Genomic DNA, 22,197 nt, shown 5'->3' with positions numbered 1-22,197 from the left:
TTCACTGCATTATTCCCGCAGTGTTGACCCGGTATTTTCATCTCCCTGCTGGCCGGAATGGCTTGCTAAAAAAAATTGGGGAAAAGTTTGCCCGTCCCAAAACTTGTCGTAGTTTTATTACAAACGGTAAGTGCTGCTGCAAACCCCGACCACAATGAAAGACAGGAGAGATTATTACACAACTAATTAATTTACATATGTATTACGCTTGCTAAACATATCCCCTCGTTTGGGTATGTGTTTAGCAATAAAATCGGATTATTCATTTCGTTCATTCCAGAAAATAAAAAATCTGGATTGTCAGCTATACACGTAACTAACACCATTATCAAATCCGTGTACCCCCTATGGTTGATCTATCCTATGACTTTATCATCACGCTTCAAAAAGAGGTGCTGCGAAAGTTCGGTGCGGAAGTGATCCTTCCTGCAGATTGTAAACATTTGTCTCACGCTATCCTGGATACCACCACCAAGTTGGTGAGCGAAACCACGCTCAAACGGGTGTTTGGCTTTGCCGTGGCACAACACAGCTTCTCCCGCTACACGCTCAATACCCTTTCCCAATATTGCGCATATAAGGACTGGGAGGACTTCCAGCAACGACACCATCAACAGGCCGGCGGTGCTCCCGCAACAGAAAATAATAAATGGAATACGCTCAAAGCTAAAGCCGATGCCGTATCCCACTACACGCTGCTTACGCTGAAGAACCGCTCCGGTGTGCCTTTCCAGCAAACCGCCGCCCGGCAATACTGCTTTGCCCACGTGGAGCGTTTCCTGGAAAGCGATTATGCCGCCACCGCCCTCATTGCACCCTCCGGCTGGGGTAAATCCATTGCCCTGGTGCATGTAGCAGAACATTTTTGGTTTGGCCGGGAGGGCCGCTACAAACAGGATGTGTGCTGGTTTATCCATGCCCACGCCGCCGGCAGCCTGCTGCTGAAAGGTTTCTCCCTTTCCACCTGGCTGGATAATCAACTGAACCTGGGCGCCGGTGAAAACCTGCGCGAATATTTTGCACAACATTATAAAGATAAAGGCGGGCGCTTGGTGCTGATCATAGATGGCTTTGACGAGATGTCCGTGGCCGGCGATAAACTGCGCATGCTTTATTCCAAGCTGGAGGACTTTGTATATTCCAATGACCGCTATCCATGGGTAAAGGTCATCCTGTCCATCCGCTCCAGCACCTGGTCCGATATCTTCCAGCATTCCCAGCAATACCCGGCCTTCCGCCGCTACTGGTACCTGGGACAGGAAATGGAAGAAGAGACCAACATCAACCTGCCCCCGCTCACGGAACAGGAAGTGAAAACGGTGCTGCACAATTATCTCTTTGATCCGGCCATCATCCGCACTTTCAGCGAACAGTTCCTGCAGCGGCTGCGCTATCCGTATTACCTGCAGATCTTCTGCCAGCTGAATGCAGATGCAGAAAAACACTTTGTAGACGAGCATCTGAGCCTGTATGAGATCATCTCCAAGTTTATACAACAACGCCTCTTCAATAGTCCCAGCAACAGCCTCAAGATCCGCATCATTGAAAAGATGCTGTCCCTGCTGGACCTGGGCCGTAACGGTATTTATACGGACAAGGGCCTGCTGTTAAACCAAAACGCAGATCTTTTTCCCGCCTACAAAGAACTGCTGGCCGATAACATCCTGGTGGAGGAAAACCTGAGCCAGGAAATAATGTTCTATGTGAAAGTGCGGTTTGCCCACAACATGTTGCTGGAATATTTTACAGCCATGAAATACCTGCAGGACAGCCAGCAGCAGATCACGCAATGCCTGGTGCACCAGGTCCTGGAACACCTGCCCCAGTCGCCTTACCGCGTAGGGGTGTTCCAATGGCTGCTGCGCTTTGCCATTAACCAGCACAATGTCCAGGGCATCCGCTGTATTTTCCAGGGAAACTTCACCGCCCCGGAAAAATCCCAGTTGCTGGAAAGCCTTGCCCTCCACTACCAGCATGAAGGCAAAGGCAGCAATGAGCTGAAAGCCATCTTCCCGCCCAGTTATTTCCAGCAATACCCCGTCAAGCATTATGTGAGTGACGATATTTTCCAGTTCCGCAACCGGAGCGTGCTCCATGTGCTGCTTACCCTGGTAGAGTCGCCGGAAGACAAGCTGCGGATCCGTTTCATCCTCTTCATGAATGCCCTGGTGGGCCTGCATGCAGAGCAATGCGAGGTAGAACTGCTCCAGCTGAAAAAACTGTTTGCCACGGAACTCCGCGATGATGTGTGCTGGGTAAGTCCTTACGAGATAGCATTATTCTTTTATGACTACCTGAAATTCGGCATCGTGGATGAAGATGTGCGCACCCGGATCTACCAGTTCTCAAATTACTGGAGCTACGCAACCCAGCCCCTCACCTTCTGCCAGCAGATCGTGTACCGCAGCCTGAGCTGCATCTTCTCCATGCTGGGCGATTATGAAACCCAGCACCGGTATGCCCAGGAACTATTCACACACGTGCCCTGGCTCCGCTTTCACAAATCAGACCCCTTCCGCGTACTGGTATTATGCCGCCAGGCAGAGGCCTGCCTGAACCTGGGGGATATTTCCGGGGCAGAACGCCTGTGCCGCCATGCAGAACAGGTAGTGAAGCAATATCCTACTGAATTTATTTACTCCCGCTACCCGGAAATGCTGCAAAAAGTAATGCAAGGTGCTGTGCTCTACGCCAAAAAAGAATACCCCCGCTCCCTGCGCCAGGCCGAGCAGGCCATGGAGCACCTGCACAAGCTGGACTTCAAGACCCTGGCCATTGCCAATTATCATTTGCTGGACAAGCTCTATCACCACCTGAAGATGGGGCATCAGCAATACGAGGTACAGCAGCAGCTGGAACTGATCCGAAAGAGCACTTCCTTCAAGCATGAGCAGGTACGGATCTAGCGCGGTAATTTAACGTTTCCGGTACCCAACATTGGCATGCTTTTACGGCGGTATACACCAGCATGGCTTTAGATCAAAGTAAATATACATGGGCCCAGCAGTTTTTGCTCAACTTACTGAGCCTTCTCACCATGGTGCCTCTGGCCCCTTACCTGAACCGGTTCCTGCCCCCCCTGGTGGCCGGAGGGTTCCACTGGGACCTGCTCCTGGCGGTGCTCATCGCATTTTTATTTACCCGCCTTTTGCTGTGGATCTTTAAACCCCTCATCATCCCGGCCTTTGTGCTCATGGTGGGCATCCTCGTGCTCAACCAGTTCACCAATAATTATTCTTTTGTAAACGTAGCCAATGATTACCAGGGCATGGTACAGGGCAACTGGGGCACGTCCGACAAAAAGCAGTACGATATCCTCAGTTACTACCCCCGGCGTGTGCTCAACTACCGCGACAAGACCGTGCTGGGCATCCGCGAGAAGCTGAATTTCAAGGACTCCGTGGTGCGTAATTTTTCAGTGCAGCATTCGCTGGAGAACTTTGACGAGTATTTTCCCAAATACGGCAACATGGTCCGTTACCTCTCCCTGTTCAAATACATCAACGGGCATTTTAAATATGTGAAAGACACTTACCGCGATGACTATTTTGCCACGCCCATGGAAACCATCCGGAACGGCCTGGGGGGCGACTGCGACGATCATTCCATCCTCATGGCCAGTTGCCTGCAGAGCATAGGCGCGCGCTGCCGCATCGTGCTCATACAGGGGCATGCCTACCCGGAGCTGTATTGCGGCAATAAAGACGATTTTGAGATCCTGAAGCAGGCGATCGTGAGCCTGTTTCCCAAGCCGCCCATCCGGGAGCTCAGCTACCATGAAATGAAAGGGGAATACTGGATCAACCTGGACTACACTGCCCACCACCCCGGCGGACGTTACCTGAATGACAAGGTGTATGCCTTCATCCCGCTGGTGGAAGAAGACAATTAAAAAAATGCAGCATACAGGGCACAAGCAATAAAGCCCCGATGCTGCATATGTTTATAAAAAGGTGGGTGAAAGAAAAGGGAATGGCTGGTCTGTTGATCTACGATCCCGGGTTCAATAGTGCCAGGTGCATGCGGGCTGATACAGGACTAAAAAATTTACCACCAATAAATTAATACCGTGCACCAACACCCGCAGCCTGGCTATTCTTGGCGCAGGCCCCTTTCCAATGCGGACGGAGACCTACGGCTGTCTTCTTGTTTACCAACGCGATCTGCGTTAAATAATTCCAATAGTCTATAGAATTGGTAGACAAATATACATGCAAAAATATAGTTTCCAAATTTTTTTTGAAAAATGTGATCATAGGGCTTCCTGGCCGCGGATCACTGGCAGATGAAAACCCTTGCTGCAACAATCTTCGTTAAAAATCATTATCTTCCTGGATCATCTCTCCCGGCAGCGGCCTGCTTTTTGGGCAGCGGCCATTATACCAGTTTATCATACGTAATGAATGGAAGAAGGTCTTTAACGGTGTACCTGCTGATGGTAGGGTGGTGTATTGTTACCCTTGTATACGGCAGGGTGCTGCTTTCCAGGCATCCGGGCATCCGCCTGTTTGACGGGGAGGCATTGGCCGTGGTATGCCTGGGCTTCTTTGCCGTGCCTTACCAGCACCTGGCGGGCCTGCCTTCCCTGGTGGATCACCGGGTGGGGTGGCGGCAACGGCTGCTGGCGCCCCTGGCAGCGGGGCTGGCCTTTGCGCTGGCAGACCTGCTCATTTTCCGCTTTGTACTGGTGCGGCCGCGCACTGATTTCCTGCAGCCTTTCCCTTACTCCCTGTTTTATTTCGGGGCCGATGCCTTTTATGTGGAGGTCATTTACCGGCTCCTGCCATTTACCATTCTGCTGTCGCTCACGGGGCACCAGCAGTTGCGGGAAGGCCGCACCCCGCTGGCCTTCTGGGCGGTGGCGGCCTGCTGCGCCCTGGCCGCACCTTACCAATTGCTGGTGAAGGGGCCCCGGCCGTTGATGTTGGGGCTGTATGCGCTGCATTTTGTATTCAATATGCTGCAGGCGGTGTTTTATAAACAGGCAGGCCTGCTGGCGGCAGTGTTCATGCGCATGGGCCATTATCTGCTGTGGTACGTGCTGCTGGGCCTATGCCTGCAGTGGCCGGTCCTGAACTGACATTTCTCATCTCTTGCCTTTTCTCAATCCTTATCTTTGCCGGCATGAGCCATTTTAGCCGCTTACGGAAATATCATGCTTTTTTAAGATACAAGCGCGACTTTGAACGATACAGTCTTCGGAAAGTGAGGAGTTACGAAGTAGTTATGCATTGGTTGCACAATAAAATGACGCGCACCCAATTTCTCATCGTGTCCGGGATACTGGTGGGTTGTACTGCCGGCCTGGCTGGCGTGGTGCTGAAAATGCTGGTGCACTATATCCACTATTTCATTACTTACCAGGTACATTTCCGCTTACAGATAGTGTTTTACGTAGTGTTCCCGCTGCTGGGCATTTTACTTACCACCCTCATTGTAAAGTGGTTCTTCAGGGGCCAGTCCCGCAAGGGCATACCCGCCATCCTGTACGAAATTGCGCAGAACAGCAGTTTCATTGCGCCGGTAAAGATGTATTCCCAGATCATACAAAGTGCGGTGACGGTGGGCCTGGGCGGCTCCGCGGGGCTGGAAAGCCCCATTGCCGTGACCGGGGCAGCCATTGGCTCCAACTACGCACGCACTTATCATCTCGGGTATAAAGAGCGCACGCTGTTGCTGGCTGCGGGCGCCACCGCGGGCATTGCATCGGCCTTCAATGCGCCTATTGCAGGGATGATGTTTGCCTTCGAGATCCTGCTTACCGGCGTGGTGTTCTCTGATTTTATACCGCTCATTGTGGCCGCCGTGTGTGGCAGCCTGCTTTCCAAGGTGATCCTGCAGGAAGAGGTGTTGTTCCACTTTGAATCGCGCCAGCAGTTCAATTATCATAATGTGCTTTTCTACCTGGGACTGGGCCTGCTTTGCGGGCTGTATGCCCGCTACTACGTGCTGGTGAGCAAAATGGTAGAGCATTTCCTGCATAAGATAACGCTGACACCTGTACAAAAAGCACTGTTGGGCGGTGCCTTCCTGTCTGTGGTATGTGTGCTCATGCCGCCTTTATTCGGGGAAGGCTATTCCAGTGTAAAAGAGCTGGCCACGGGCAATGCACAGTCCATGATCGACCATAGCTTCCTGCGGTACTTCCGGCTGGAAAGCTGGATGTTGCTGCTTTTCACCGGGTGCGTATGTTTGCTGAAAGCGTTTGCGTCTGCCGTAACCATTCAAAGCGGAGGCAACGGCGGTAACTTTGCGCCCTCCCTTTTTTCCGGCGCTTTCCTGGGTTACTTTTTTGCAGTGATCTGCCATACCATGGGCCTGCAGGGCATTCCTGTCACTAACCTGGTACTGGTGGGCATGGCCGGTGTGATGAGTGGTGTGATGTACGCCCCGCTCACGGCCATTTTCCTGATCGCGGAAGCCAGCTCCGGTTATGATCTTTTCATCCCGCTCATGATCGTTACGGTGATCGCATTCCTGGTAGTGAAATGGTTTGCCCCCATTTCCCCGGAAATGCGGGAACTGGCCATGCAGGGCAAGATCTTCACCCGGGAGCACGACAAAAACATTCTTTCCTTATTAAAACTGGAAGACCTGCTGGAAACGGATGTGCAGCGGGTACTCTCCTCCGCCCGCCTGCGCGAGGTCATAGAACTGGTGAAGAAAGGCCACGGGAACGTTATTGCCGTAGTGGCGGCCAATGGTACCCTGGAAGGCATCGTAACCCTGGATGAGCTGCGCCCCATCATGTTCAATACAGACCTTTATGACCGCATTATGGTGAAGCAGATCATGAAACCCGCACCAGGCGTGGTATTGGCAGACGACAGCATTGTGACCGCGATGGATAAATTTGAACAGGCCCACCTCTGGATCTTACCCGTAGTAAAGGATGGAATGCTGATTGGGTTTGTGTCTAAATCCAGGATCCTCAATGAGTACCGGGGCCTGTTGCAGGAGCATTCTGATGCGGTGGAAGGATAACGAAAACCGTATCATAAAAAGCGGCCGCATTTCACGTTGGAAGTGCGGCCGCTTTTTTATGCGGGTGTGGAGTGCTTCCTTGCAGACAGGCTCCTGCATGCCCCCCAGTGTGATGGTCATGGCAAATACGGTATCGCCAAAGAGAACAAGGCGCTCCCGTTCAAAGGCGCGGTGGGGACGTCCGGTCTTGTGCTATGGCATGCACATGGATATTTAAACCCTTGAATATGCTTATTTTTGCAAGGAAATCACTGGCATCATGGCAGAAGACTTAGCGATCGCTAAAGGCAGCAAAACAGCACAATATGAAGCCCTGCTGCCGCAGATAAAAGCCCTTATCACCGGGGAGCCCGACCTGGTGGCCAACCTGGCGAATATAGCGGGCGCGCTGCGCGAGCAGTTCAATTGGTTCTGGGTAGGTTTTTACCTTGTGAAAGAAGATGAACTGGTGCTGGGCCCCTTCCAGGGACCCGTGGCCTGCACTCGCATCCGCAAGGGAAAAGGCGTGTGTGGCAGCAGCTGGGCACAGGCCCAAACCCTCATTGTACCTGATGTTGAAAAATTCCCCGGGCATATTGCCTGCAGCAGCCTTTCCCGCTCAGAGATCGTAGTGCCCATCATCCGCAATGGTACCGTAATGGGTGTGCTGGATGTAGACAGTGCTGACCTGGACACCTTTGACGAAGTGGACCGGCGCTTCCTGGAAGAAGTGGCCGGGTGGATCGAATTTTAAGCATTTATCCTTCCATCACTAACACGATCTTCCCCTTCGTTTTGCCGGAGCGGCTCCGGGAAAGGGCTTCAGCAGCTTGTGCAAGCGGTACCTTCTGAAGCGCGGGCAGCTGGATAATGCCCGATTCCACCATTTGCGTGATGATCTGCAGGGCGTTTGCATTGGCCTTGAGCTCAAAGTTCTGGCCGTGGATGCCTTGTTTTTCCAGTGCTTTCTCATCCGCTACAAAGGCGGTGGTGAGTGCATAGCCACCGGGTTTTACCTGCGCGGCCAGGGCTGCAAAGGTTTCGGCATTGCTCACTAGGTCCAGCAGGGCGTCAATGCCCTGGGGATACCTGCCGCGGAGCTGGGCGGCTACATCGCCCTGGGTATGGTCTATGATGTCATCAGCACCCAGTTTTTTCATCGCTTCCGCATTGGCGCTGCTGGCGGTGGCTATCACGTGCAGGCCTTTGCTGTGGGCTATCTGTACTGCAAAGCTGCCTACGCCACCGGTAGCGCCCACGATGAATACGGTGGGGCCGGCTTCCAGGCCGGTACAGGCCACCAGCGCATTGGCCGTCATGGCCGCGGTGGGCAGGGCGGCGGCATCTTCCAGGGCAATATTCTGGGGCACCGTGTCCAGCGCACCCTCCTGCGGCACCACGATATATTCTGCATAGCTGCCATGCCCCAGGGGCGTGGTGAAAAACTGTCCATAGATCTTATCCCCTACCTGGTGGGCGCTTACACATTCGCCCACGGCTTCAATGGTGCCGGAGCCATCTTGCCCAGGGATGAGGGGAAAGTCGTGGCGCACGTGGCCTTTCATGATGCCATCTATCACTTTCCAGTCGTACGGGTTTACGCCGGCGGCGGCCAGTTTCACGAGGAGCTGGCCCTGGCCCGGGGTGGGCTTTGGCATATCGGAGAGCTGTGGCTGTGCGCCAAAATCGGCTACGGTAATTGCTTTCATGCAAGTGCGGATTATTCCGGGAAAACATCCCGCATGTTGTATGCCACGATTCCGTGAACCGTGTATGCGGCGGGCTTTTCCTTGATTTGTGCAAAAACAAAGGCCGTATAGGTAACGCGGCCCCGAGGAAAGATTATATTTTGTTCATCACTTTGGTAGTTCCATCTGCGTAGCCCAGCACCAGGGTGTGGGCGCGGTCTACAAAAAGCCCGTTCTCCACTACGCCGGGAATGGCGTTCAGCAAAGCTTCCAGTGACCTCGGATTTTTAATGGCGCCGAAGCTGCAGTCAGCAATGTAGTTGCCATTGTCCGTGATAAAGGTTTTACCGTCTTTCTGGCGCAGTTTGGGCCGGCCACTCATGGCGGTAAGCTGGCGGAAGGTATATTCCCAGCCAAAAGGCGTTACCTCCACCGGCAGGGGAAAGGCACCCAGTTGCGGTACAAATTTGTGCTCATCTGCCACCACTACAAACCTGCGGCTGGCGCTGGCAATGATCTTTTCGCGGAGCAGCGCACCACCGCCTCCTTTGATCAGTTGCAGCTGTCCGTCCACCTCGTCCGCCCCGTCAATGTCTACATCCAGGTAATCGAACTGTGAAAAAGTAATAAGGGGAATATGCTGTTCCCTGGCCAGTTCTTCCGACTGGATAGAAGTGGCGATGGCGCTGACCTGCAGGCCTTGTTTTACGCGGGCTCCGATCTCCATGATAGACCAGTAAGCGGTAGAACCGGTACCCAGGCCCACCTTCATACCGTTCTCTATAAAATCCACCGCCCGAACACCGGCGGCTTTCTTAGCTGCATCTGCGTTTGCCATAAAGGGAATTTTTGGTGCACAAATGTAGTTAAATGTTAATTGTTAATGGTGAATCGTTGGGGAAGGGGTTTACGGCCGTTTGCAATTTGTTAACCGTTATCGAGTGTTAAATATGGGCGGAGATCTGCCCTGGGAGCTTACATTTGCTTTTTTGGGAAAAGGCCGGCTACCGGCCACAGGATAATAATTACACATGAAACGTATGAACCGGATCACCTGCCTGGTGGCGGGGCTGCTGGCATCGCTGGGCGCCCTGGCCCAGGATACCGCCCAGCACGTGGTGACGGGCCGCCACAACAGCGCTGCCCAGGAAAAGAAACCTTATGTGATCATGATCTCTATTGACGGGTGCCGCTATGATTACCTTGACAAATATGGCGCCGTGAACCTGCAGCGCCTTTCTGCCAAAGGTGTACGCGCTGCCAGCATGCAGCCCAGCTTTCCTTCCCTTACTTTCCCAAACCACTACACGCTGGTGACCGGGTTGTATCCTTCCCACCATGGACTGGTGGACAACGGCTTTTACGACCGCCAGCGCAACCAGGTGTATAAGCTCAATGACCGCAAGGCCGTGCAGGACAGCAGCTGGTACCACGGTAACCCGCTCTGGGTGCTGGCAGAAAAACAGCAGATGGTAAGCGCCAGTTATTTCTGGGTAGGCTCAGAAAGCAATATCCAGGATGCCGCGCCTACTTACTCTTTTACCTACAATGAAAAAGTAAGCATAGACCGCCGCATACAGCAGGTAGTGGAATGGCTGCAGCTCCCGGAAGACCGGCGCCCCCACCTTATCACCTTCTACTTCCCGGAAGTGGACCATGCCGGGCATTTCAACGGTCCGGACGCTGACAGTACCCGCAACCAGGTGCGCTTTGTGGATGCCAGCATTGGTAAGATGGAAGCCGCGGTGGCCAGGTTGAAACTGCCCGTGAACTTCATCGTGGTATCTGATCATGGCATGATCGCCGCTGACACTGCGCACCGCATCATGACGGATGATTTTTATAAGGGCGACAGCCTGCTGGCACTGCCTGCCGCACAAAAGCTGATGTATTACGGTTCCAATAAAAAGCAGCTGGACAGCCTGTACGATTTCCTGAAGGGGCATGAGCTCCATTACACCGTGTACCGCAAAATGCAAACGCCCATGCGCTGGCATTACGGGCAGGATGACCGCTATAACCGCATTGGTGACGTGATAGCGCTGGCCGATGCAGGCTACGTTTTTGGCGGCAGCAAAGTGCGTTACAGCGTGATCGGTAATCATGGTTATGATAACCGTACCCCGGAAATGCAGGCTATCTTCCTGGCATGGGGACCGGCATTTAAATCCGGCTTGAAGATCCCTGCCTTTGCTAACGTGAACGTATATCCGCTGGTAGCACATATCCTGGGGCTTACCATCCCGGAAGCGATTGACGGCAGGCTGGAAGTATTACAGCCCACACTGAGGAAATGATCCCTGCATTTTATATAGCGGAACAGCCGGCAAAACCGGCTGTTTTTTTATGCTTGTAACTTTGTTGCAAAAATAGTTTTTGCTAACGTTTTCATGGCCCTTTACCTGTTGCAGAACAGACCCTAACAACCTAACCTACAATCACTTACGACAATATTTATGCATCAGCAAAAATGCCTGGGAAATGCCATCGAACAAGCTTGAATACCAGAATAATTTGCGGGGAAATAAAAAAGATGTAAACTTTGTATGGTAATTTTATTACGATGATACCTGATGATACTGTTGCTAGTTTTTCCCTCGCTTTGATAGCAGCAAAATTTGAAAAAGCACCACCCCGTTTTCCCAGCGCAACGTAAGAAGTCCTGACAACACTTCCCCAACGTATATGGTTTTTAACAACCCTGCGTGATCCGCTGCCACAGCGCGTTGCATGCCTCACTGTACCTTGTAAACAACAACTTATAATCAATCACACACTTATGCAAACATCCTCTTTAATGCAGTGGGCTATCCTTGGTGGCCTGCTCATCCTCTGCCTGGTATTGTACCGCGTTATCCTGCGTATATGCTTTGGCGTTATTATCGTGCCGGAAGACCAGATCGGCCTTGTAAAGAAAAAATTCAAGCTGGTAGGCAAGCAGTCATTGCCCGAAGGGCGCATCATTGCTACCAACGGCGAAGCGGGCTTCCAGGCGCAAACCCTGGCCCCCGGCGTGTATTTCCGCAAATGGGTGTGGCAGTACTCGGTAACCTTCCAGCCGTTTACCATCATTCCCACCGGCAAGATAGGCCTGGTGCTGGCAAAGGATGGTGCAGAGCTGGAAACCGGTTCTATCCTGGGCCGCAAGGTGCCTTGCGACTCCTTCCAGGACGCACTGGCCTTCCTGCAGAATGGCGGGCGCAAGGGCCGGCAAACGGCTATCATGACGCCGGGCTCTTACCGCATTAACACCTTTCTCTTTGATGTGGAAATGGTGGACATGACCTCCGTACCGGACAACGCGGTGGGTATTGTAACCACCCTGGAAGGCCGGGCGCTGGAACAGGGCATGATTGCCGGTAAGGGCATTAATGCGCACACCAACTTCCAGGATGTGGATGCCTTCCTGGAAAACGGTGGCTACAAAGGCCTGCAGGAACAGGTGATCCTCTCTGGTTCTTACTTCCTGAATCCCTGGTTTGTAAAGGTGGAAATGGTGCGTATGACGGAAATCCCCATCGGCCATGCCGGTGTGGCCATCTCCTTTGTGGGTGATGAAGGGGAAGACCTGAGTGGTACTGAATTTAAACACGGCAATATCGTGGGCCGTGGTTTCAAAGGTGTATGGGCAGAGCCTTTTGGCCCGGGTAAGTATCCGATCAACCCCTACATCATGAAAGTGGAAATGGTGCCCACCACTAACCTGGTGCTTAACTGGGCCTCTGCCCGCAGTGAAAGCCACCAGCTGGATAAGAATCTTTCCACCATCACCGTGCGTTCCAAGGACGGTTTTACTTTCACGCTGGACGTATCGCAGATCATCCACATCCCCGCGCCGGAAGCGCCCAAAGTGATTGCCCGCTTCGGTAACATGAGCAACCTGGTAACCCAGGTGCTGGAGCCGACCATTGGCAACTACTTCCGTAACTCTGCGCAGGATGCAGACGCCATCGACTTCCTGAAGAGCCGTAAAGAGCGCCAGGACTCCGCCCGCCTGCACATAGGCCGCGTGCTGGAACAATACAACGTACATGGCGTGGATACGCTGATCGGTGACATTGTACCGCCGGACAGCCTGATGAAAACCCTGACAGACCGTAAACTGGCAGAGGAGCAAAAGGTAACTTATGACACGCAGAAAACGGCCCAGGAAACCCGCCAGCTATTGGAAAAAGAAACGGCCATTGCTGAGATCCAGAAAGACATTGTGAAGGCAGACCAGGGCGTGCTCATTGCAGAAAGGATTGCCGATGCGGCCGTGAAGAAAGCTACCGGTGACGCAAATTCCGTGCGCCTGCAGGCCACCGCGGAGGCAGACCGCCTGCGCTTACTGGCCAGTGGGGAGGCAGAAAAAGTAAGGCTGCTGGCCCGCGCAGAAGCCGACCGTACAGAGTGGCAGGCCAAGGCGGAAGCAGAGCGCATCTCTGCTACCGGCCAGGCAGAAGCCGAAAAGATCCTGGCGATCGGTAAGTCCAGTGCAGAATCTTACAAACTGGCGGTGGAGGCCATGGGTGGACAGAACTTTACGCAACTGAAGATCATGGAAGCCATTGGTGCACAGCAGATCAAGATCATGCCGGATGTGCTGATCGGTGGTGGCGGGGAAGGCGCCAATGGGCCTATCAGCGGGTTACTGGGATTGAGATTGCTGGAGGAGATCCAGACAAAGAAGCACCCCGGACAAGGAGGGGAAGCGCCGCGGGGGTAATTGAAGAATTGATCGTGACAAATAGAAAATGCCTGGCGGAATGCCGGGCATTTTTGTTGTGAAGTTGAAGATGCCTTGGTTGGCAGAGGCCACCTCAATTGCGCCGCTCCGGGAGGCCTTTGCGTTACTGACGGGGGCCTTTAAAAGAAAAAGGGCCGCCGGGCCTTTTGCCGCGACAGCCACTTTTTGTTTTCAGCAAACAACGGATGCACTTATTGAACGAGTGTGGCAAGCTGCTTTTCGAGGTTCTCGCCACGCAGGTTGCGGGCGATGATCTTGCCTTCCGGATTGATCAGGAAATTGGCCGGAACCGCGGTGATGCCGTACTGGCGTGCAGCGGCATTGTCCCAGTATTTAAGGTCAGACACATGGGTGAAAGCCTGTACGCCATCTTTTTGAATGGCCGCCAGCCATGCGTCTTTCTTGCCCTGCTTGTCCAGCGATACACTCAGCACTTTGAAGTGCTTGTCTTTGTAATGCTCGTACGCTTTGAGCACAAAGGGGCTCTCTGCACGGCAGGGACCACACCAGGAAGCCCAGAAGTCCAGCAGCACGTAGCTGCCGCGGAAATCGGACAGTTTTACCGGCTTGCCGTTAATATCCTGCTGCATAAAGTCCGGCGCGATGGCGCCGATAGACAAACGCTTTTCGTTGTCCATGGCCTTTTTCAACTCTTTGCCAAAGGGGCTGTTGCGTACGCGCTCAGAGAGGTTGTTGAACATGGGCTCAATGATGGCCAGGTTCATCTGGTTGCCTACGGACATTTCCTTTAAGGCGATCACACTGAAGTAGGAGTCAGGGTTACCGAGGATAAAATTCTTTTGCAACACGCTTCTTACCTGCACGGCCTGGCGGAAGCGGGCATCCAGTATTTTCAGATAACTGGTGTCTTTGCTTTCGGACTTCAGGTATGCACCGTAATCAATGTTGATGTACTTCATACAGGTATCGTATGCAGATACATAAAGATTGTAACGTGTAAATTCCTTGTTGATCGGCGACGCCACGGTGGCGGTGGTTACGCTGTCTTTGCCGGTTACCGTGATGGTGCCGGGTTCCAGGTACACCAGGCGGTGGTCATTATCGCCGGTGGGGGCCATGTTACCTTCGCCGGTACGGTCCAGCATGAGCATGGCCAGGTAAGGTACATCCAGGGTGCCGGTGATCGTGAACTCGCCGTTCTTTACATCCGCAGAGTCCAGCCAGTTTTCGCCATTGTGGCGGCGGTCCAGGTACACCTTTGCAGGTGCACCCAGATTACCAACCTTTCCTTTTAATATAAACTTTTGTAATGGTTGTTGTTGTGCTGTACCGGCCAGTGGCAGGGCCATAGCGGCCAGCAGGATCCATTTTCTCATAGCATGTTGTTGTTGTAATTATCAATTGTTCAGCACCAGGATATCCGTGGGTGAGCCAGGGATACCGTCTGTTGTTTTCTTAATATCGCCGTTATGACCAGTGGAGGTGTTCAGGTACACCACTTTGCCGGGCACGCCTACTGCCAGGGTAGCGCCATCATCCATCACTTTGATCATGGAGATCGTCTGGCCGGTAAAGCTGGTGGCCAGCTTGGTGAGGAACTTGTTATCCAGGTTATAAGCGTAGATATCGCTGCCAGAAGTGAAGTAGGTAATGCTCAGCGGGGACGAGTCCCAGAGCGTATTAGCTGTTATCAGGCTATCACCTTTGAACTTGGCCATAGATTGCGGAGAGAACAACAGGATGCCCTGGAATTGCACAGCAAAGCGCAGTTCAAATTTCTTTTTACCGGCGCTGTCTGCCACGGCAAACATCTTATCATCACTGAAGCGGTGCATGTACACCATGTTCTTTTTCAGTTTGAGCGGATTAAAGATGGTGGTGTCTGCGGGCGGGGTCACCGTCAGGTTGATGTTACCAAAGAAGGTATTACCGGGGCCTATCCACATAAAGGAGTGGGAGAGCGTATCAAATCCCAGCTGGTAGGCGTCTGTTTGCACAAACTGGTTTGACAGGTAATATTTGCTGCTATTGATAGGAATGAGGGAGGTACCCCATTTGCCATATTCGGGCGCCTTGCCGTAGGTGTAGGTGTAACCCCAGTAAAACTGGCCGGAGAAAATACCGTTGGCCGTACCACCGTAGGTTTCGTAGAGCCCTTCTGCTTTGACAGACCCGGGATCGCCGAAGAAATTATCCACCAGGTTGCCTTGCTTCATCATGGTAGTGGTGCTCACGTTTACAACGCCGCTGCCATTGCCGGTATACCGCACCCACATCTTATCAACATACGCGTCTGTAAGGTTATGGTTCAGTGGGCCACACAACTGGACGCCACCGGGCGGCAGGGGATCTTTATTGAGTTTGCCGTATATGTCTGCCATCAGCGAGTCGTGCGGCGTTACGAAGGAAAGGGTGGAATGATCTGCCAGGGCGCTGAGGATCACCGTTCCCTTTGTGAATTCTGTTACGCCTTTAATGATAAAGTTGCGGAAGTACTTCTGGCCGTTGTTCTCATCGGTAATGGTAAGACGGGCATTGTAGCTGGCTGCCCCCAATGCAAACAGCATGTGCAGTTCCTTCCCGTCAAATTCAAGGCTGGAAAGCAGTTCCGGCACCGCTACAGACCAGTGCAGGTCATAATTATTACCCCCTTTACTGTTGATGGTAATGGTGGGCTTAATGATAAGGCTGTCGCCGATTACCACGGTGTACAGGGAGTCTACGTGGGCAACGGTAGGTGACGGAACGTCTACGTAATTGTAGTTACCCTGATCCTTGGCACAAGCCGTGAACAGCAACACGATGCTTACGAGGTAAAAGAGTTGTCTTTTCATGTGCAAGGCTTTAAAGTTTGATGGTTACACCATTTTCATCATGGAAATAATAGGCTCCGCCTTCCGGATAAAGAATCCACTTCTTGTCCGGGTTGTTGGTTGCATACAGGCTGTAAGTGCCGTCGCCATTGGCCGTTGTCACCAGGTTCAGGCTGGGATGTTTGGTCACGAAGGAGAAGGGGTCTTTAATGAAGCTGGTGAAGCTGCTGCAAATGAACATCATGGCCGGCTGGTGTGTAAAGTCTGCCGGCGGATACATAACGGTAGTACCGGTAGACAGTATCAGCAGTTCAAAACTCACACGGGAGTAGGGCCCCAGCTGGGACCAATAAGCCCACCACTCCGGTTGCTGCAGCATATTGGAGAAGGAGATCTTCGCTACATTGAAAAGTGTATCCGTTACCGTGAAATCGCTGGTAGGCAACAGTTTTACGCGCAGCTTCACAGAATGGCTATGCAGGGAGGTATCGGCAGCATAGAGGTATACCGGCACTTTTACAAAGCCGGAATCTGCCGGCATGATGTACTGTGGTTCCAGCGCCTTAAAATGCAGGCCGGCCTTTGCGGTGGTGGCAGAATCCACGATCGCGAGCTTGAAGATGCGATCCTTGGGCATACGGTCGCCGGAAATGCGGATGGGCAGCAAAGCCGTATCCACCGTGCGTTCGGGAGTAAAGGCGAAGGAGAATACCAGGCTATCCTTCAGGGCGCCTGCACCGGTAGAATCCCTCCAGTCAAAATAGATGTTAGGAGGCGTATTATAGATCGACGCCGGGTCATTTTTAGTGCATGCCGCCAATAAAGCACCTGCACCGAGTATGATGTAACAGAAAAATTTCTTCATGACAATACGTTTTAGCGGTTAGCATAAGTAAGCTCATCATCCGGCCAGGGCCAGGTAGCGATGGCATTGGTGAGCGGAATGGTAGTGCCGGTGGCCCCGATGATGGGCATGTTCAGGCGTTTGTACATGTAGAACATCTGGCCTTCGCAGAACAGCTCTTTACGTGCTTCCCTGGTAAGCGCCTGCAGGAATACCGTTTTATCGGTTGTCTTCAGCGAGTCCCCGATGTTACGTTCAAAGCGAACGGTGTTGTAATAATTACATGCGTTCACCGTATTGGTGCCCCAGCTTGCCTCTGCCGCTATGTAGTACATCTCACCGAGGCGTATGCAGGGTATGATCTGGTCATACAGGTTATCCGTGCTGCGGTAGTATTTCATGGCACGGTAGTAGGGGGCGGAACCGCCCTGCAGTTGTATCCACGTTTTATAACGCAGGTCGTTGCCTCCTGCCTCGGTATTGGCCTCAAACAGGGCATCGCCACCGGAAATGGTCTGGAACAGGCCATTGTTACCATTGGTAAGCAGGGATGCCAGTGCATTGCTCTGGTTTGGCGCGTACATGCCAAAGATGATCTCTTTGAAGCCTATCCAGTCACGCTTGGCATCGTCCGGGTTCAGCATGTCTGTCTGCTTTGTCCACGGAAATTTTTTGGAATTGATCACTTCCAGCGCATTGCTGAGCGCATTGGCATTGTCGCCGGCATAGAGGTATACGCGGGCCAGCTCTCCACATACCGCGTAATAGTTCATATGCGTGCGCCGGTACTGGTGGAACAGTTCAAAATCCTTGGTCTCGGTGGCTGTATCTATCGTACCATAGCCCACTTTGTAGCTGGGGTCCAGGATGGGGTCTATCCCGGCCAGCAAAGTCTTGGCATCCGTCAGGTCTTTGATCACCATGTTCAGCACTTCGCTGATCTTGTACAGCTTGGGCGCATTGCGGTCGAATGCCAGCTGGTATGGAACACCTTGTCCATCCGCCTTTGCATAATAACTGTTGGCAAAAAGGCGCAGCACATCAAAATGGCAGAACCCGCGCAGTGCCAGGGCCTCCCCTTTGATGATGTTATAGTTATTGCCTTTGAAGAGCAGCTTGTTGTTATCTACATGTGCCAGCAGGTTATTGGCATTGGCGATCACACCATAAAGATTTCTCCAGATGGTGTCTTTACGGGAGATGAAGGTTTGATCTTTATAATTATAGAGTTGCGTCTGGTGATAGGCGTTGCCGTCGGTGAGCGGGTCTGCATACAGTCCCTGGCCCACTGCTTCCAGTGTACCGGTGGTAAGCTCCCGGCCATACAGCTTGCCGTCAGACATCATGGTGTACATCCCATTGATCGCTTCTTTATACCCATCTTCTGTTTTAAACAGGTCATCATCGGAGATCTGTGTCTGGGGCTTTATGTCCAGCCATTTTTTGCAGGAACTGCAGGTGGCAACTACAAGGAGTGCTATGAAGATTTTTTTCATTGTTCTCTGTTTTAGAAGCGGGTTGACAATGTAAAGGTGAAGCTGCGTGCAAAGGGATATTCAATACCACGCATCTGGGCTACGGTAGACCAGTATGCGAGGTCGTTCATATTGAAAGCGATGCGCAGGTTCTTCATCTTCATTTTGCTGTAAAGGCTGGCGGGGGCATCCCAGGAAGCGTATACAGAAGTCCATTGTACGCGGTTCTCATGTTGTACGAAACGGGAAGTAGTACCGGTTTGCGTAATGTCAGCCACATCTTTGAAGAAGGTGTGATCACCCGGTTTTTTCCAGCGGCTGGTGAGTGCGCGGCGGTCCACGTTGAATTTAGGATCCGCATTCTCCACCATACGCTCCAGGGTTTCGTTGTATACATCTGCACCGAAGCTGGCAGAGAAACGTACTTCCAACATAAAGGCGCCATACACGACGTTACCACCGAAGTTGCCGGACAGCTTGGGGATATTATCTCCTACCGGTACGGATTCTTTTACATCATATACATAGGTAGTGGTTTTACCATCCCTGTTCAGGTAGATCTCTTTACCGGTTTCAGGATCAATACCCAGCGATTTCACCGCGTAGATAGTGCTCATGGAACGGCCTTCCTGGTAACGCTGCAGGGGCACGGAGTGCAGGGCAGAGTCGCCGGAGGCTTTGTTCACCTGATCATTATACGCCTTCATGGAATTAGACAGCTTGGTGAGGATGTTGGTATTGTGAGCCAGGTTCGCAAATACGTTCACTGACCATTTGCGCTGGCGCAGTACGTTGGCGCGTAAGAACAATTCGTATCCTTTATTCACAACATTACCAATGTTATCCTTGTAGCTGGTAAAGCCGGTGGAAGGCGCTGTATTTACATCACTGATCAGATCCGTGGTGAGTTTGTAATAATAGTGTGGCGATACATACAGGCGGTCACGGAAAGCGCTCAACTCAATGGTAGCTTCATAGTTCTTGGTGCGGGACCATTTCAGGTTCTTGTTGCCCCAGGTGGTGAACACAGCACCTACGCCGGTAGAGTACCAGTTGTTAATATAGTAATCATAGGTAGTATTGGATAAATAGGGCGGAAACTCATCAGAACCGGTGATACCCATGGTACCTTTTAAACGCAGCTGGTTAATAGCCGTATGCTGCAGGAACTTTTCATTGTGCAGGTTCCAGCCCAGGCCTACCGCACCAAAGGGTGCAAAGCGGGAGTTCTCTCCAAATTTGGAAGACCCGTCCACACGCACGGTGGCGTCCATCAGGAAACGGTTCTGGTAAGAATAGTTACCGGAAGCCAGAAAGCCGATCAGGCGGGTTGCTTCATAATAGCCGTGGGGGCTGCTCTCGTTATCATCCTTCCCGTATTCGCGGGCAAAGGCCAGGCTGGTGAAACGGTCGTTGCTAAAGCCCTGGGCTACGATATCACGCTCGTCATACTTGGTATCCTGTATGTTGGTGGCGGCAGAAAAGTTGAGGAAATGTGCGTTGTGGATCGCTTTGTTATAGTTAATGGTCAATGATCCATCCACCGTGGTCTGGTCAATGGTAGTGTAGTAATATTTACCGCGGTCCTTTACCTTGTCCGAGCCATAAAAGAAAAATTCATTACTCAGCGGAGACTGGAACTTATCACTGGTGGTACTGCGCTTGGTCACGGCGATATTACCGGTGATCTTGAGCGAAGCAGTCGGATTGTACTCCCCACCAAAGGCATCGATAAACTCCGTGTATTTGGTGCGGTTAAAACTGCCGGTATTCGCGTCCCACAGCGGGTTCAGGGCATACGTGGCGTTAGTGGCGTTACCAATATTGGGGTCACGGAAATTCCAGTGGTCCACTTCCTGTATAATACGGCCCAGGCTATCCGTTTTAGGATAATAAGGGTTCATCAATGCATAGTCACTGAAGCGCAGGTAAGGCCCGAAGCTGCTGCCAAAGGCATCTTCACTGGAGCCGTAAGGCGATTCCTGGCTTTTCATCTGCGTAAGGCTGAAGGTATTGCGGAACATCAGCTTATTATCCTTGATGTTGTAGGAAAGCGTGTTGCCAATGCCGGAACGGGTACGGGAAGATCCCTTCATCACACCATCCGCCGTCTGGTAGCGGGCGTCTACGCTATAGCGCATTTCGCGGGTACCACCGGAAAGGCTGAGGGAGTTATTGTGGCTGTAGGCTGTAGCTACCGGCTGGGCTATCCAGTCCGTATTCACACCAGAAAGCACATTGCGGCGCTTGGCGTAGTAAGATTCTTCAATGGAATTGGGATTGTCAACGCCATTGGCGTTGAAGAGCCCTGCTTCTTTTTCATATTCCAGTTTCTCGGAAGCGTTGAGCAGGTGATAGTCAGTAAGGTCCGGGGCACTTACACCCAGCATGTAGGTGTAATACACTTCCAGCTGGCCCTGTTTCGGGATGCGGGTCTGTATCATCACCACACCATTGGAAGCGCGGGATCCGTAAACAGCGGTAGCTGCGGCATCTTTCAGCAGAGTAATGGTTTGTATGCGGTTAATGTCCAGGTCAAAAATAGTTTCAATACCCACCTGGTAACCATCCAGGATGAAAAGCGGCAGGTTGGTTACATTGGAAAGCTGTGCACGGGTCAATGCGGACGACGGGCCATTTGAAACAGCCGTGGTACCTCTCACATTCACGGTGGGCATGGCATTGGGGTTAGAACCGCCAATATTATTCTCCACCAGTTTAAAAGAAGGATCATAAGCCGCAATGCTGCTCAGCAGATTCGTAGGATTGAACCGCTTGATCTCTTCCGCGGTGATCACCGTGGCGGAGCCTGTGTAGCTTTCTTTATTGAGCTTCTGGTAACCGTTCACCACCACATCTTTGAGCGACTGTGCATCGGTGAGCAGCTGCACATCCAGCTGGGAGCGGGTACCTACCTTGATCTCCTGTGTTTTATAACCAATGAAACTGAATACCACCGTGGCATTGGCAGGTACGTTATTCAGGGTGAACCGTCCTTTCTCCGTGGTCTTGGCCCCGTTGAAAGTACCCTTCACCACCACGGTCACACCGGGCATGGGCAACCCGGATTCTTCCGTAACCTGGCCGGTAATGGTATGTCCGTCCTGGCGGATGCTCTCCAGTTGAACGGGCGCGTTACCGGCGGTTGCGGAAGGAATTGGCTCACTGGCCGTGTTGCTGTTAATGGTTGGCTTGGGATTGGTTGGTTTTTGTTTTTCCTTATTCTTGTACACAATGAAGTCGCCGGTACCGGCTTCCTCTGCTTCCAGGCCCAGGGGGCGCAGGAAATCGTTGAGATAATCCACCAGTTTCTGGCTCTGTTGTTTTTCTGCCGGCTTCTGTACGGTAATACCGTTGATGGTATTGCCGGTGTAATTGATATGCACCTTGTACTGCTGCTCCAGGCCGGATAGTACTATCTTCAGCGGCAACTGCTGTCCGGTGTTCTGTCCTTCTCTCCACATCGTTATCCAGGGCGCTTTTGCGGCGTGCAGGTGGGCCTCCGCGGCCGATGCCTGCCCAGGTCCGCAAACCTGGATCAACAAGGCCAGCGCCAGGCTACCGCCTAATCTTCTGGCGTAGAAATCTACCATAGCTAAATGATTTTGGTTGGTGGTTGTATAGAAAAATCAAGCATTAATAAAAAGGCATAGTATCTCCGGAACCCGTGTCCGGGCCCGTTTTTTGGTTGACATGACTAATCTTCTTTTCCGCTAGTTACTCC

General features: G+C 52.2%; 14 protein-coding genes. 7 read left to right on the top strand and 7 right to left on the bottom strand.

Features of this window, described 5'->3' with window-relative positions:
• Positions 1 to 347: 347 nt before the first annotated feature.
• The 5 genes from DCC81_RS04365 to DCC81_RS04335 all read left to right on the top strand — a co-directional run bounded on the left by DCC81_RS04365 (position 348) and on the right by DCC81_RS04335 (position 7,717).
• The gene (locus DCC81_RS04365) at positions 348 to 2,906 is read left to right on the top strand and encodes an NACHT domain-containing protein (RefSeq protein ID WP_108685365.1); all 2,559 of its coding nucleotides are present in this window, start codon (positions 348 to 350) and stop codon (positions 2,904 to 2,906) included.
• Positions 2,907 to 2,968: 62 nt separating this feature from the next.
• Complete coding sequence (locus tag DCC81_RS04360; protein ID WP_108685364.1) at positions 2,969 to 3,892, top strand: transglutaminase domain-containing protein; 924 nt, start codon at positions 2,969 to 2,971, stop codon at positions 3,890 to 3,892.
• A gap of 507 nt (positions 3,893 to 4,399) precedes the next feature.
• A complete protein-coding gene (locus DCC81_RS04350) occupies positions 4,400 to 5,080 on the top strand; it encodes a hypothetical protein (RefSeq protein ID WP_108685362.1) in 681 nt (226 codons plus the stop codon).
• Positions 5,081 to 5,226: 146 nt separating this feature from the next.
• Positions 5,227 to 6,984 (top strand): chloride channel protein, encoded by a 1,758-nt coding sequence (locus tag DCC81_RS04345; protein WP_240612883.1) that lies wholly within the window; start codon positions 5,227 to 5,229, stop codon positions 6,982 to 6,984.
• A 259-nt stretch (positions 6,985 to 7,243) separates the two neighbouring features.
• Positions 7,244 to 7,717 carry a GAF domain-containing protein gene (locus DCC81_RS04335; protein ID WP_108685359.1) on the top strand — a complete coding sequence of 158 codons (474 nt, stop codon included), beginning with the start codon at positions 7,244 to 7,246 and terminating at the stop codon, positions 7,715 to 7,717.
• A gap of 4 nt (positions 7,718 to 7,721) precedes the next feature.
• On the opposite strand, the gene DCC81_RS04330 is transcribed toward DCC81_RS04335, so the two are convergent.
• Both DCC81_RS04330 and rpiA read right to left on the bottom strand, forming a co-directional pair.
• On the bottom strand, positions 7,722 to 8,672 hold the full coding sequence (locus tag DCC81_RS04330) for an NADP-dependent oxidoreductase (RefSeq protein WP_108685358.1): 951 nt from the start codon (positions 8,670 to 8,672) through the stop codon (positions 7,722 to 7,724).
• A gap of 133 nt (positions 8,673 to 8,805) precedes the next feature.
• Positions 8,806 to 9,489 (bottom strand): ribose-5-phosphate isomerase RpiA, encoded by a 684-nt coding sequence (gene rpiA, locus DCC81_RS04325; protein WP_108685357.1) that lies wholly within the window; start codon positions 9,487 to 9,489, stop codon positions 8,806 to 8,808.
• A gap of 193 nt (positions 9,490 to 9,682) precedes the next feature.
• On the opposite strand from rpiA, the gene DCC81_RS04320 reads away from it, so the two are divergent.
• Both DCC81_RS04320 and DCC81_RS04315 read left to right on the top strand, forming a co-directional pair.
• Positions 9,683 to 10,948: an alkaline phosphatase family protein gene (locus DCC81_RS04320; RefSeq protein ID WP_240612882.1), complete on the top strand. Its 1,266-nt coding sequence runs from the start codon at positions 9,683 to 9,685 to the stop codon at positions 10,946 to 10,948.
• 482 nt (positions 10,949 to 11,430) lie between these two features.
• Positions 11,431 to 13,359 carry an SPFH domain-containing protein gene (locus tag DCC81_RS04315; RefSeq protein WP_108685355.1) on the top strand — a complete coding sequence of 643 codons (1,929 nt, stop codon included), beginning with the start codon at positions 11,431 to 11,433 and terminating at the stop codon, positions 13,357 to 13,359.
• 212 nt (positions 13,360 to 13,571) lie between these two features.
• Here the strand turns inward: DCC81_RS04315 and DCC81_RS04310 are convergent, their stop codons facing one another.
• From DCC81_RS04310 to DCC81_RS04290, 5 genes are read right to left on the bottom strand one after another with little or no spacing between them, the layout of a single operon-like run.
• On the bottom strand, positions 13,572 to 14,717 hold the full coding sequence (locus DCC81_RS04310; RefSeq protein WP_108685354.1) for a TlpA disulfide reductase family protein: 1,146 nt from the start codon (positions 14,715 to 14,717) through the stop codon (positions 13,572 to 13,574).
• Between the two features lie 21 nt (positions 14,718 to 14,738).
• Positions 14,739 to 16,175 carry a PKD-like family lipoprotein gene (locus DCC81_RS04305; protein ID WP_108685353.1) on the bottom strand — a complete coding sequence of 479 codons (1,437 nt, stop codon included), beginning with the start codon at positions 16,173 to 16,175 and terminating at the stop codon, positions 14,739 to 14,741.
• Between the two features lie 10 nt (positions 16,176 to 16,185).
• Positions 16,186 to 17,019 carry a DUF4843 domain-containing protein gene (locus DCC81_RS04300; RefSeq protein ID WP_108685352.1) on the bottom strand — a complete coding sequence of 278 codons (834 nt, stop codon included), beginning with the start codon at positions 17,017 to 17,019 and terminating at the stop codon, positions 16,186 to 16,188.
• Positions 17,020 to 17,030: 11 nt separating this feature from the next.
• Entirely contained in the window at positions 17,031 to 18,494 is a 1,464-nt protein-coding gene (locus DCC81_RS04295; protein ID WP_108685351.1) for a RagB/SusD family nutrient uptake outer membrane protein, read from the bottom strand.
• 11 nt (positions 18,495 to 18,505) lie between these two features.
• Entirely contained in the window at positions 18,506 to 22,066 is a 3,561-nt protein-coding gene (locus tag DCC81_RS04290) for a SusC/RagA family TonB-linked outer membrane protein (RefSeq protein WP_108685350.1), read from the bottom strand.
• Positions 22,067 to 22,197 lie beyond the last annotated feature (131 nt).

It is taken from the genome of Chitinophaga parva (assembly GCF_003071345.1).
GTDB classification, from domain to species: Bacteria; Bacteroidota; Bacteroidia; order Chitinophagales; family Chitinophagaceae; genus Chitinophaga; species Chitinophaga parva.
The sequence above is the reverse complement of the archived record's forward strand: the minus strand, read 5'-3'. Positions and strand labels throughout refer to the sequence as shown.